11 protein-coding genes and 1 riboswitch are annotated in these 12,506 nt (G+C 52.0%); of the genes, 10 read left to right on the top strand and 1 reads right to left on the bottom strand.

Translation table 11 applies throughout. The annotated features are described in order from the left end of the window. The first annotated feature begins 23 nt into the window (after window positions 1-23). The 10 genes from BM318_RS02600 to BM318_RS02555 all read left to right on the top strand — a co-directional run bounded on the left by BM318_RS02600 (window position 24) and on the right by BM318_RS02555 (window position 11,358). A complete protein-coding gene (locus BM318_RS02600; protein WP_092980442.1) occupies window positions 24-1,085 on the top strand; it encodes an NAD(P)/FAD-dependent oxidoreductase in 1,062 nt (353 codons plus the stop codon). 119 nt (window positions 1,086-1,204) lie between these two features. Next, window positions 1,205-1,344: riboswitch (SAM riboswitch) on the top strand. Between the two features lie 106 nt (window positions 1,345-1,450). After that, window positions 1,451-2,476 (top strand): homocysteine S-methyltransferase family protein, encoded by a 1,026-nt coding sequence (locus tag BM318_RS02595; RefSeq protein WP_092980440.1) that lies wholly within the window; start codon window positions 1,451-1,453, stop codon window positions 2,474-2,476. Next, the gene (gene metH / locus BM318_RS02590) at window positions 2,473-5,154 is read left to right on the top strand and encodes a methionine synthase (RefSeq protein ID WP_092980438.1); all 2,682 of its coding nucleotides are present in this window, start codon (window positions 2,473-2,475) and stop codon (window positions 5,152-5,154) included. Before BM318_RS02595 ends, metH begins: the two co-directional genes overlap by 4 nt. Beyond that, window positions 5,151-6,101: a methylenetetrahydrofolate reductase [NAD(P)H] gene (gene metF, locus BM318_RS02585; RefSeq protein ID WP_092980436.1), complete on the top strand. Its 951-nt coding sequence runs from the start codon at window positions 5,151-5,153 to the stop codon at window positions 6,099-6,101. Before metH ends, metF begins: the two co-directional genes overlap by 4 nt. Before the next feature lie 13 nt (window positions 6,102-6,114). After that, window positions 6,115-7,224 (top strand): acyloxyacyl hydrolase, encoded by a 1,110-nt coding sequence (locus BM318_RS02580; protein WP_092982038.1) that lies wholly within the window; start codon window positions 6,115-6,117, stop codon window positions 7,222-7,224. Further along, complete coding sequence (locus tag BM318_RS02575; protein WP_092980435.1) at window positions 7,221-7,982, top strand: head GIN domain-containing protein; 762 nt, start codon at window positions 7,221-7,223, stop codon at window positions 7,980-7,982. Before BM318_RS02580 ends, BM318_RS02575 begins: the two co-directional genes overlap by 4 nt. Then, complete coding sequence (locus BM318_RS02570; protein WP_245759720.1) at window positions 7,979-9,070, top strand: serine hydrolase domain-containing protein; 1,092 nt, start codon at window positions 7,979-7,981, stop codon at window positions 9,068-9,070. The genes BM318_RS02575 and BM318_RS02570 overlap by 4 nt, the downstream gene beginning before the upstream one ends. Window positions 9,071-9,090: 20 nt before the next feature. Continuing rightward, window positions 9,091-9,789, top strand: coding sequence for an SIMPL domain-containing protein (locus BM318_RS02565; RefSeq protein WP_092980433.1), 699 nt, complete (start codon window positions 9,091-9,093; stop codon window positions 9,787-9,789). A 5-nt stretch (window positions 9,790-9,794) separates the two neighbouring features. Next, window positions 9,795-10,562 (top strand): SOS response-associated peptidase, encoded by a 768-nt coding sequence (locus BM318_RS02560; RefSeq protein ID WP_092980431.1) that lies wholly within the window; start codon window positions 9,795-9,797, stop codon window positions 10,560-10,562. 85 nt (window positions 10,563-10,647) lie between these two features. After that, window positions 10,648-11,358, top strand: a complete 711-nt coding sequence (locus BM318_RS02555) for an SIMPL domain-containing protein (protein WP_092980429.1) — start codon at window positions 10,648-10,650, stop codon at window positions 11,356-11,358. 39 nt (window positions 11,359-11,397) lie between these two features. Here the strand turns inward: BM318_RS02555 and gldA are convergent, their stop codons facing one another. Next, complete coding sequence (gene gldA / locus BM318_RS02550) at window positions 11,398-12,309, bottom strand: gliding motility-associated ABC transporter ATP-binding subunit GldA (protein WP_092980427.1); 912 nt, start codon at window positions 12,307-12,309, stop codon at window positions 11,398-11,400. Window positions 12,310-12,506 lie beyond the last annotated feature (197 nt).

Genomic DNA, 12,506 nt, shown 5'->3' with positions numbered 1-12,506 from the left:
GAATCCTACAAATCTATAATCTCATGATCCAAACGGATATCCTTATTATCGGAGCCGGTCCTACCGGCCTTTTTACTGTTTTTGAAGCAGGATTACTCAAATTAAAGTGCCACCTGATCGACGCCTTGCCGCAGCCAGGCGGGCAATGTTCGGAGATCTATCCCAAAAAGCCCATTTATGATATTCCGGCCTATCCGGAGATACTCGCCGGGGACCTGATCGATAAGCTCATGGAGCAAATCCGGCCATTTTGCCCTGGCTTCACCCTGGGAGAACGGGCCGAAACCCTGGAAAAAGACAGTGAAGGTCAGTTCCTGGTACGCAGTAGTTCAGGGACTCTGCACCGGGCACCTGTTGTTGTGATTGCCGGCGGCTTGGGATCTTTCGAACCCCGAAAACCCGACCTGGCCGATCTGGAACTTTATGAAGGCCGGGGCGTGTCCTACATGATTAAGGACCCGGAAATTTATCGCGACAAAAAGGTGGTCCTGGCCGGAGGTGGAGATTCTGCCCTGGACTGGGCCATCCATTTAAGCGAACTGGCCTCAGAACTGAGCCTGGTACACCGGAGAAGGGAATTCCGGGGTGCCCTGGACTCTGTGGAAAAAGCCCGGGAACTGGCCCGCGCCGGAAAGATCAAAATGTATACTGAAGCCCAGGTTACGGGTCTGATAGGAGAGCGGGAATTACGTGCCGTCCAGCTTACCCCGAATGACTCCACTCAGGAGCCAATTTATCTCGAAACAGATGCATTTATACCCCTTTTCGGGCTTTCGCCTAAACTGGGTCCTATGGGGAATTGGGGGCTGGAAATTGAAAAGAATGCCATCCGCGTGAATAACGCCTATGATTACCAAACGAACATCCCCGGCGTATACGCTATTGGCGATGTCAATACCTATCCCGGGAAACTCAAGCTCATCTTATCCGGTTTTCACGAAGCGGCTGTTATGATGCAGAGTGCCTATGCCCGGATTCACCCGGACAAGCGGTACCTGATGAAATATACTACCGTGGGGGGCGTATCGGGATTTGACGGAACCAAGAAAGAGGCGAAGAAAGAGGTGGTTCAAACTTTGGACTGACCCCGGAATTCGTTTCCCTTGACCCGAAAGCCATTTGGGTATCGTAAAAATCAAAGGCAGGTCTTGGTTTTAAGCCGGGCTTGCCTTTTCTTTGTCCTCAGTTCATCTACAATGTGATACAGTTATCGAGAAAGGTGGAGGGAATAGACCCGGTGAAGCCTTAGCAACCCTTGCGCCGTCCCGGCCAAGAAGGTGCTACATTCTATCCTGTTGCCATGCAGTTCCCGGCGGGAATTTACTAGCTCAGGGCAGATAACACCCGCCTTTACAGGCATTCCTGCAACTTTCTCGTAACCGTTTACCATGCTGATTCCCGGCTCTATTTATGAATGCCCGGGGCAGCTGATGAATATATGCAGTAAAACATGGCAGATTTATTCAAAGAACTCGAACAGCGTATCCTTGTCCTGGATGGGGCAATGGGCACGATGTTACAGGCCTATAAATTCCAGGAGGAAGACTTCCGGGGCAAGCGATTTGCAGACTGGGAATCCTCCCTGGCGGGGAATAACGACTTACTTTCCATTACCCAGCCAGAAGCCCTGGCCGAAGTCCATCGGGCCTACCTGGAGGCCGGGGCGGATATTATAGAAACCAACACCTTTTCGGCTACATCCGTAGGGATGGCCGATTACGGCATGGAAGCGCTGGTACGGGAAATCAATCGGGAAGCTGCCCGTATTGCCGGGGAAGCTGCCCGTGAGTATACAGCGAAGACTCCGGAAAAGCCGCGCTTTGTTGCCGGAAGTATCGGGCCTACGAATAAAACAGCCAGCATGTCTCCCGACGTCAATGACCCCGGATATCGCGCAATTACTTTCGATCAATTGCGGGAGGCCTACCGGGAACAGGCCGAAGGATTGCTGGAAGGCGGGGTAGATTTATTCCTGGTGGAAACCATTTTTGATACGCTCAATGCCAAAGCGGCCCTCTTTGCGCTGCAGGAGCTTCGGGAAGACACCGGTCGTGAAATTCCTATCATGGTTAGTGGCACCATTACGGATGCTTCGGGTCGAACACTTTCGGGTCAAACCCCGGAAGCCTTCTTGATCTCGATCAGCCATATGCCGCTGTTATCTGTTGGACTTAACTGTGCCCTGGGAGCTAGCCAGCTTACACCTTACCTTAAGGTGCTGGCAAATAACGCCACCATGGCCATCAGCGCCCATCCGAATGCTGGTTTACCCAACGCCTTTGGCGCCTATGATCAAGGGCCTGAAGCCATGGCTGGTCAAATCCGGGAATACCTGGAGTTGGGGTTGGTCAATATTATCGGGGGATGTTGTGGAACTACCCCGGAGCATATTCGCGCCATCGCGGAACTGGTACAATCATATAAACCCCGGGAATACGCGAGTACTTCCCAAGCGAATACCCTGACTACCCCGTGAGTGAAACAGCACCGAGATACTTGAAACTTTCCGGACTTGAACCGCTGGTAATTACCCCCGAGAGCAATTTCATCAACGTGGGGGAGCGCACCAATGTGGCCGGATCCCGACGTTTCCTGCGCCTGGTGAAGGAAGGGAATTACGGGGAGGCCCTGGAAATTGCCAGGGACCAGGTCGAAGGCGGGGCGCAGATCCTCGACGTCAATATGGACGACGGCCTGATCGACGGGAAGGAGGCAATGGTTACTTTCCTGAACCTGATGATGGCCGAGCCGGATATTGCCCGCCTGCCGATTATGATAGACAGTTCCAAGTGGGAAATTCTCGAAGCCGGGCTTCAAGTGGTTCAGGGGAAATGCGTGGTGAATTCGATTAGCCTGAAAGAAGGAGAGGAAGAATTCCTCTATCAGGCCCGTAAGATCCGGCAATATGGAGCAGCGGTTATCATTATGGCTTTTGACGAAACCGGACAGGCCGATTCCTATGAGCGCCGGATTGAAATTGCCGAAAGGTCCTATAAGCTCCTTACCGAACGCATTGGCTTTCCTCCGGAGGATTTGATCTTTGACCTGAATATTTTTCCGGTTGCCACCGGGATGGAAGAGCATCGGCGCAATGCGGTTGACTTTATCGAAGCCACGCGGTGGGTGCGCCAAAACCTGCCCCATGCCAGTGTCAGCGGGGGAGTGAGTAACATTTCCTTTAGTTTTCGCGGGAACAATGCCGTTCGGGAAGCCATGCATTCCGCCTTCCTCTATCACGCGATTAAAGCCGGGATGAATATGGGTATTGTAAACCCTGGGCTCCTTGAAGTCTACGACGATATCCCGAACGACCTGTTGGAACATGTAGAGGATGTCTTGCTCGATCGCAGGGAAGATGCCACGGAGCGCTTGCTCGCTTTTGCAGAAACCGTGGAAGGCCGGGAAAAGGAACGCAGTACCGACCTGAGCTGGCGGGAGGAACCCCTGCAGGATCGGATAACCCGCGCGCTGGTCAAAGGCATTGATCAATATATCGAGGAAGATGTGGAGGAGGCGCGGCTTGCGAGTGCCGCTCCCATTGAGGTAATTGAAGGCCCGCTGATGACCGGGATGAATGTGGTGGGAGACCTGTTCGGATCCGGGAAAATGTTTTTACCCCAGGTGGTAAAATCGGCCCGGGTCATGAAAAAAGCAGTGGCCTATCTCACCCCGTATATCGAAGCCGAGAAAGACAAGGGATCCCGCCAATCGGCAGGACGTATCCTGATGGCTACCGTCAAAGGAGATGTCCACGATATCGGTAAAAATATCGTAAGCGTGGTCCTGGCCTGCAACAATTATGAGATCATCGATTTGGGGGTGATGGTTCCCCCGGAGCGGATCCTTCAGGTTGCCCGGGAAGAGGAGGTCGATATTATTGGCCTTAGCGGACTCATAACCCCTTCCCTGGATGAGATGGTATACCTGGCCCGGGAAATGGAGCGGGAAAACTTCCGGGTGCCTCTGCTTATCGGTGGGGCAACTACCAGCCGGGCACATACCGCGGTAAAGATCGACCCGGCATACAGTGCAGCAGTGGTTCATGTCAATGATGCGAGTCGCGCGGTTACCGTGGTAGGAGATCTGCTGCAGAAAGAAAGAAGCCAGGATTACAAGGCAGGGATCAAGCTCGATTATGAGAGTTTCCGTGAAAAATTTCTATCCCGCGGTAAGGAGAAGCAGTACAACAGCCTGGAGGAAGCCAGAGCCAACGCCCTGAAGCTGGAGTTTACCCCAGACGGGATTACAATTCCCAGGACCTTGGGCGTCAATACCATTGAAGCGATGAACCTCCGAACGCTGGAACCCTATATCGACTGGACGCCTTTTTTCAGGACTTGGGATCTGCATGGCAGGTTTCCGGATATCCTCAAGGACAAGGTGGTGGGGCAGCAAGCCACCCAGTTGTATGAGGATGCCCGCAAATTACTCAAGAAGCTAATCCGGGAAGGACAATTGCAAGCCAAGGCAGTTTTTGGTTTGTTTCCTGCAGTACGCCAGGGAGCCGATGACATTGCCTTGCAAACCCCGGAAGGAGAAGACTTCGTATTCCGTACGCTTCGACAACAAGCTCATAAAAAGCAAGGGGTTCCACATCGCGCATTAGCCGACTATATCGCGCCACCGGAAGCTGGGGTGCAGGACTATGTTGGCTGTTTTTGCGTAACAGCGGGCCTCGGATGCGAAGCGTTAGCCCTGGCCTATGAGCAGGCCGGGGACGATTATAACAGCATTATGGTAAAGGCGCTGGCCGACCGCCTGGCAGAAGCTTTTGCGGAATACCTGCATCGTGAAGTACGGGTACGTCACTGGGGGTATGCTCCAAACGAGACCTTTGACAACGATGCCCTGATCCGGGAAGCCTATCGCGGGATCCGACCAGCCCCGGGTTATCCGGCATGTCCCGACCACCTGGAGAAGGAAACAATATGGGAATTACTGGAGGTTGAGAAGCGGATAGGTGTCCGCCTGACAGAGAGCCTGGCCATGTGGCCGGCCGCCAGTGTGAGCGGTTACTATTTTGCCCACGAAGAGGCCCGTTATTTTGGTTTGGGCAAGATCCTTCCTGATCAGGTAACCGACTTCGCCCAGCGTAAAGAAATTCCCCGGGAGGTGGCCGAAAAATGGCTGCGTCCAAATCTGGCAGAACAATGAAAGTAACAGAACATATCGCCAAGTCCGATGGCACCCTTTTTTCCTTTGAGGTTATTCCTCCTGTAAAGGGAAAGAACATTGAAGAACTCTACCGGAATATCGATCCGCTTATGGAGTTTGCACCCCCATTTATCGACGTTACCACGTCTCGGGAGGAATACGTCTACATCGATCGCGACGGACTCTACGACAAAAAGGTAACGCGCATGCGTCCGGGGACCCTGGGCATTTGCGCGGCGATCAAGCACAAGTACAATGTCGATACCGTACCCCATGTACTTTGCGGCGGTTTCACCCGAGAAGAGACGGAGTACCTCCTGGTCGATTGTCAATACCTGGGGATCGATAATGTTATGGCGCTACGTGGAGATGCCATGAAAGGACAATCCTATTTTGAACCCACCCAGGGTGGGCATACCTATGCCTCAGACCTGGTGGAGCAGATCGTAAAGCTCAACGATGGTTGCTACCTGCACGAAGTGGTGGAAACGGATGCCGCCTCTAAATTTTGTATCGGGGTTGCGGGTTATCCCGAGAAGCACCTCGAAGCCCCCTCCCTGAAAACCGATCTAAAATGGTTGAAGCACAAAGTAGACCTCGGGGCAGACTATATCGTGACCCAAATGTTTTTTGACAACCAGCGCTATTTTGATTTTGTGGCACAGGCCCGGGAAATGGGGATCACCGTTCCGATTATTCCAGGAATCAAGCCCATTGCGGTAAAACGCCACCTGCAATTACTCCCTCAGGTATTCCGTACGGATTTACCGGAAGCACTAATCGAGGCCGTAGTTGCCTGCAAGGATAACCAACAGGTCCGGGAAGTAGGTATCGAATGGTCTATTGCCCAGTCCCGGGAACTGAAGGAGGCCGGGGTACCCGTACTGCATTATTATTCCATGGGGAAATCGGATAATATAAAGGCGATTGCCGAGGCAGTTTTCTAACTTTGCCGCCATGATGCGCGGAATCTGGCTAGGGTTGCTTTGTTTGGTTCCGGGGTTTTTGCTGTCGCAGGAACTCCCGGGGAGTGATCCACAGGGTCGCGACAGTTTCCTCGATTTCACACCGTTTTATGGATCGGTAATATTACACAATACCGATATCAGCCATCTGATCACGAATCATCCGCGTGGATTTATCCTCGGCTGGAATACCCGGACTTATGGGGAGGAGGCCTGGCAATCCGATTTTGGATATCCGGACAAGGGGCTTTCCCTGGTCTATCAGGATATGGGCAACCCGGTGCTGGGGGAATTAATCAGCCTTTATGCGCATTATAATTTTTACTTCTTCCAACGTCAGTTTCAGTTGCGCATCGGACAGGGTATTGCGTATGCGACCAATCCGTATGATCGGGAAACCAATTTCCGAAACAATGCCTATGGCAGCAGACTTTTGAGTTCCACCTACCTCATGGCCCAATATGCCAAGGATCGTATATGGGGAAAACTGGGGATGCAGGCCGGGATTTCGCTGATCCACTATTCCAACGCCAATGTGAAGGCGCCCAATACCTCTACCAATACGTTCGCTTTCAGCCTTGGACTTCGCTACGATTTAGGTCAGGAGGAAAAGCCGGAGTACCAGGAGCAACCCTACAATCCCCTGCCCGATAAATATATGTTCAACCTGGTCTTTCGCACCGGGATTAACGAGAGCGATGTGATCGGATCGGGGCAGTTTCCCTTTTATATCGCCTCCGCCTATGGGGGAATGCGCATTGGGAGGAAAAGTACCCTGCAACTGGGTGCCGACTTTTTTGCCTCCAATTTCCTCAAAGAACTGATCCAGTTCCAGGCTACCTCCTTCCCCGAGCTCGATGTGGATCCCGACACGGATTTCAAACGGGTTGGCCTCTTCCTGGGTCATGAGCTGGCTATGGGGAAATTGGGGATTGTGACTCAATTCGGCTACTATGTATATTATCCTTTCGATTTCGAAGGGAGGACGTACAACCGGGTAGGGATCAAGAGGTATTTTGGCCAGAAGCTCTTTGCCGGGTTGAGCTTAAAGTCGCACGGGGCCAAGGCAGAAGCTGTTGAATTAGGAATTGGGATACGCTTATGAAACGAGTCTTGCATATCGTCCTCATCGCCAGCTTTGCGCTGCTGAATTCCTGTGAGGAGAACGCGCCGGATTGCTTTCAGGCTGCGGGAGATCGTATCAGCGAAAGCGTTGAAGTCCCTGCTTTTGATGCTATTACTGTTTTTGAAAACATTCAGCTGGTCGTTGCCCAGGGGCCAGAGCAACGCGTGGTTATTGAAACCGGAAAGAACCTCCGCCCTGAGGTAAGCGCCCGGGTCCAGGATGGGGTGTTGATCCTCAGGGACGAAAACAACTGCAACTTGTTTCGGGACTATGGGGAAACGGTTATCCGGGTAACCACTCCGGATCTACGGGAAATTCGCAGCAGTACGGGTTGGCCCATTACCAGTGCCGGCATCCTGGGTTTTAACAACCTCAGATTGATATCGGAAAGTTTTAATAACCCGGAAACCGTTACTACTGATGGTACTTTTGATCTGGAGCTCGATTGCCAAACCGTTCGCGTGGTGGTCAATGGGATTGCCAGTGTGAAATTACGGGGGGAAGCGGACCTCGCTGACCTTACCGTGGCAGCCGGGGATTCCCGGATCGATGCCCGGGACTTACAGGCCACCACGGTCCGCATTAATCACCGGGGCAGTAATGATATGCTGGTTAATCCAAGGCAGCGTATTGAAGGGATAATCCGGGGTTACGGGGACGTTAGAAGCTTTTTCCGACCCGAAGAAATTGCCGTAGAGGAACAGTTTCGGGGACGGTTATTATTTGAGGTGCCGTGAAGCGATTCTGGGAAAAATTTCTAAGGAGCGTCCTGGAGGTTTTCAAACCTGATGGGGTCAGCGATATTGAACATTCGAACGAAAGCACAAGCGAAGCCGGTCTTGATGCTTTGGCACAGAAACTTAACGATCTTGTAGCGTCCAAAAAGGTTCCGGGCATCGCTATCGGGAGTTCCGGCCCGAGGGGACCTATGCACCTGCATGCAGCGGGCTCGGCCAACCTTGAGCAGGGCAAATCGATCGATCCGAACCGGACACTATTTCGCATAGCCAGCGTTTCCAAACCCATTACAGCTACGGTGCTGGCCAGACTGGTGGAAGACGGACGAATTGCCTTGGATAGCCCCCTGGAACAGTATGTTCCCGAGTACCCGCATCCCGGAATTACCCTGGGGCAGTTGGCTGCCCATACTGCGGGATTGCGCACCTATCGCGGTAAAGAATTTGCACTGAATCGCCCCTACACCATGCTGGATTCCTTGGAAGTCTTTAAGGAAGATCCACTTTTGTTTCTCCCCGGGACCGGTTATCAATACAACAGTTTTGATTTTGTGCTCCTGGCCCTTGCCATGGAACGCGCCACCGGTATACCCTTTGAAACCCTGGCCCGCGAATTGGTATTTACCCCTTTGGGCATGACCCAAACGATTGCAGAAGATCCTGGCATGCCGGCCGAATCCCAGGCCCTACCTTACACCAAAAGATCCCGGGGATTTCGCCCTGCGGTTCCGGTCGACAATCGCTACAAACTCGCCGGGGGAGGATTTATTTCCACCGTACCCGACTTACTGAATTTTGGCCAGGCGCTGCTTCGCGGAAACCTGGTCAGCCAGGACATTCTAAATGAGTTTATCACCGCTGTGGAGATCGATGGGCAATCGACCTGGTATGGTCTGGGCTGGGAGGTAAGCCAGGATCCCGCAGGCCGGCCGTATTATGGACATACGGGAAACAGCGTGGGCGCCTACAGTATTTTTCGGGTGTATCCCGAGCAGGAACAGACCGTTGCGATACTCGTGAATTGTTCGGTTTCCGAATTACATCCACAACTCGAAACCCTGCTTGACGACTTACTTTTGAAAGCGTAACTTTGGGTAAAAGCCCAAAGATGAAAAAAGTTGTTCTACCCGCACTTTTCCTCCTGATTTCCGCCAGTGCAATCGGCCAGCAGAAAAACTTCCTGGATATGCCTTATCTGGAAACTTCCGCAAAAGTAGATACCCTGGTCGTGCCGGATCGCATCTATTTACAGATTGTATTGCAGGAGAGCGATACCAAGGGTCGTATATCCGTCGAAGAATTGGAGGAACGTATGGCCAATGCGCTGGAGCTTTTGGGAATCGACCTCAAAAAGCAACTGGCGGTCTCCGATATCTCCAGTGATTTTATGAAGTACTTCCTGAGGGGTAAGGAAGTGCTCAAGGACAAGTCGTATGAGCTCTTGCTCTACACTGCACGGGACGTTGGGCAGGTAGTGGGTGAACTGGAGAAGCTGGGCATCGCGAATGTGTCTCTTTCCCGAACCGAATACTCCGATGAAGAAGGTCTGGAACTGGCCCTTAAAAAGATGGCCGTTGAAAAAGCGCGTACCAAGGCAAAGATCATGGTAGAAACCCTGGATCAGCAGTTGGGTCGGGCCATTCATATCAGCGATGGTGGCTTCTATGTGAGGAGCCAGGCGCAACCGGAATACAGTATCCGAACCATGGCCGCCCAGGATACGGAAATGGCCTTTGCAGGAATCGATTCCGATTTTCAACGCATTCGTATGGAAGCTCAGGTTCAGGTGAAGTTTGCAATTGAGTAGGCCTTATGTGCTATGATATCAAAACAAGCCTCGAAGCCCAGTTAAAAAGGGCACTGCGCTCCGGCGATGAGCAGGCGGCGGAGGAAATTCGGGAAAAGCTACTTCCCTTCACCGATTTACCTATCCATCATGCCTCGGGCTTCAACCACCCCCGGTTATTGATCTTCACGGATGAGAGTCCGGAATTCCCGGATGTAGCGACCTGGGGTCTGGTACCCTTTTGGGTAAAGGATGTTGCCGGCCAGAAAAAACTCTGGAATCAGACCCTGAACGCCCGGGGGGAAACCATTTTTGAAAAACCCTCCTTCCGGACTGCGGCAAAGCAACACCGCTGCCTGATCTATATCGATGGCTTCTATGAACACCACCATCACCAGGGAAAAACCTACCCCTTTTACATCTACCGGAAAGATGGGGAGCCCATGATCCTTGCCGGCTTATACAGTGATTGGCGTAATCCGGAAACTGGGGAAAACCTGACGACCTTTACCATCGTGACCACGGTAGGAAACTCCCTGATGGCTCGTATTCACAACAACCCCAAACTCAAGGGTCCCCGAATGCCTTTGATTCTTCCCGATGCCTTAGCCGATAATTGGTTGAAACCCATAGGGGAACCCCTAGATCAAAAATCCCTCGAAAACCTGATTCAGCCCTATCCGGTTGCCGAGTTGGATTCCTACCCGGTAGGCCGTTTGCGGGGGAAGGAGTACGCTGGAAACGTTCCTGAAATCAACGAACCCGTAGACTACCCGGAATTGGCAAACATTTAGGGATTTCCCGAAACCCATGGGGGTGCCGCCCTCCGTAAATAAATAGCGTCCGTTGTTAACTATTAATTTTTAAAACACTATTTCCATGAAATCCAATTATCTGATTCCTGCCCTCGTCCTCGCTGCGGGCCTTTGTATTGCTGGTTTTTTCGTAGGGCAAACTTTTTTGAAAGGCAAGCAATTCGATCGATTTGTTACTGTAAAGGGCCTGTCCGAACGGGAGGTCCCTGCCGATCTTGCGGTCTGGCCTATTAACATCACCCTCACCGGCAATGACTTGCAAGAAGTAAAACGGGAATTGGAAAAGCAGAACGAAACCGTCTATCAATTCTTTATGGACCAGGGATTTTCTGCAGAGGAAATAAGCAGGGGAATGGTGAATATTACCGATGCAAGGGCCAACATCTACAATACCAATGCGCAGTACAGCGCCTTCCGCTACTTGGCCAAATCTGACCTTACCGTTCGCACCTCCGATATCCCCAAATTGCAGCGATCCCTGACCCAGTCACTGGACTTACTCGACAAGGGAATCCTCTTTGGGTCAAAGAATGAATGGCAACCTGTGGAGTACTCCTTCACCGGGTTGAATGAGCTCAAACCGGAAATGATCGAAGAAGCCACGGTAAACGCCAGGGCGGTAGCCGATAAATTCGCCCGGGATTCCAACTCTGAAGTAGGGGATATCCGCGTGGCCCGGCAAGGGTTGTTTTCCATCAGCAACCTCGATGCGAATACGCCCCATATCAAAACGGTTCGCGTGGTTTCCACCATCGATTTTCAGCTGGTGGATTGACGATTTTTGTGGGATAGACTTTTCGGAACTACCTCGGGGCTAGTCGGCCGTTGAGGTGCTTGTTGTGAGCTCGGTGAACAAGGCTTCCAGGTTACGCGTCTTGTGGTTGAGCTGCAGGGTTTTCAGCGAATTATCGTGGGCAAAATCGAAGACTGCTGGCCGCATATCCTCCTGGGTGTCAAAGGTAAGCTCATAGACAAAGCCCCCGGTATTTTTGACCTGGCTTACGGATTTTAGCTTGTTGAGGAGTACCTCTTCGACCCGGTAATCAAATTCTACTTCGATGACCTGTTGCTGGTTCTTGCGCAGGTCTTTCATACGTGCATCCGCAACCAGTTTCCCCTTATCGATGATCAGGACGCGATCGCAAACGGCTTCGACCTCTTTCATAATATGGGTAGAGAGCAGGATCGTTTTCTCACTGCTGATCTCCCGGATAAGTTTGCGAATCTCAACGAGTTGGTTGGGATCCAGACCCGTGGTGGGTTCGTCCAGGATCAATACCTGAGGATCGTGCACCAATGCGGCTGCAAGACCAACCCGTTGCCGGTACCCCTTGGAGAGTTGTCCTATTTTTTTATGCGCTTCCGGGCCCAAGCCCGTTTGGGCAACTACGGCCTCCACCCGGTCACGCCCCACACCGTGAAGGCTGGCACAAAACCCCAGATATTCACGTACATACAGCTCCAGATATAGCGGATTGTGTTCCGGAAGGTAGCCCAGGATGGCGCGGACTTTAGCCGGGGCCTCTTCCAGGCCGAACCCCCCAACACTTGCGGAGCCGGCGTCCGGGGTGTAGTAGGAGGTCAGGATTTTCATCAGGGTGGATTTACCGGCCCCGTTGGGCCCCAGAAAACCAACCACTTCTCCTTTGGTTATATCAAAACTGACGGAGTCCAGGGCGCGTTGCGCTCCAAAGTTTTTGGTGATTCCGGAAACCGAGATGGACATGGCAAAATTTTAGGTAAAAATAGGGATTTACAGCATTTCATGGCCAACTCCATTCCAGGATCTCATCTTTCCGATCGCTGAGGATTTTACACCAAAGCGGCCAAATCGCTTTATGAAATGCAACACAAACAGGCATTTATATTTTTTTCTCAAAAAAAATAGACGTCCTCCGGCTTTTAAAAATTATTGGCTACATT

Origin of the sequence: Robiginitalea myxolifaciens, from assembly GCF_900115205.1 — a bacterium.
Lineage (GTDB): Bacteria > Bacteroidota > Bacteroidia > Flavobacteriales > Flavobacteriaceae > Robiginitalea > Robiginitalea myxolifaciens.
Note: the sequence above shows the minus strand (reverse complement) of the source record. Positions and strands in the feature narration are given on the sequence as shown.

What these genes read in the sequence shown, in the direction of transcription:
- BM318_RS02600 (WP_092980442.1), top strand. Translation starts at nt 24, where the DNA reads ATGATCCAAACGGATATCCTTATTATCGGAGCCGGTCCTACCGGCCTT.
- BM318_RS02595 (WP_092980440.1), top strand. Translation starts at nt 1,451, where the DNA reads ATGGCAGATTTATTCAAAGAACTCGAACAGCGTATCCTTGTCCTGGAT.
- metF (WP_092980436.1), top strand. Translation starts at nt 5,151, where the DNA reads ATGAAAGTAACAGAACATATCGCCAAGTCCGATGGCACCCTTTTTTCC.
- BM318_RS02580 (WP_092982038.1), top strand. Translation starts at nt 6,115, where the DNA reads ATGCGCGGAATCTGGCTAGGGTTGCTTTGTTTGGTTCCGGGGTTTTTG.
- BM318_RS02575 (WP_092980435.1), top strand. Translation starts at nt 7,221, where the DNA reads ATGAAACGAGTCTTGCATATCGTCCTCATCGCCAGCTTTGCGCTGCTG.
- BM318_RS02565 (WP_092980433.1), top strand. Translation starts at nt 9,091, where the DNA reads ATGAAAAAAGTTGTTCTACCCGCACTTTTCCTCCTGATTTCCGCCAGT.
- BM318_RS02560 (WP_092980431.1), top strand. Translation starts at nt 9,795, where the DNA reads ATGTGCTATGATATCAAAACAAGCCTCGAAGCCCAGTTAAAAAGGGCA.
- BM318_RS02555 (WP_092980429.1), top strand. Translation starts at nt 10,648, where the DNA reads ATGAAATCCAATTATCTGATTCCTGCCCTCGTCCTCGCTGCGGGCCTT.
- gldA (WP_092980427.1), bottom strand. Translation starts at nt 12,309, where the DNA reads ATGTCCATCTCGGTTTCCGGAATCACCAAAAACTTTGGAGCGCAACGC.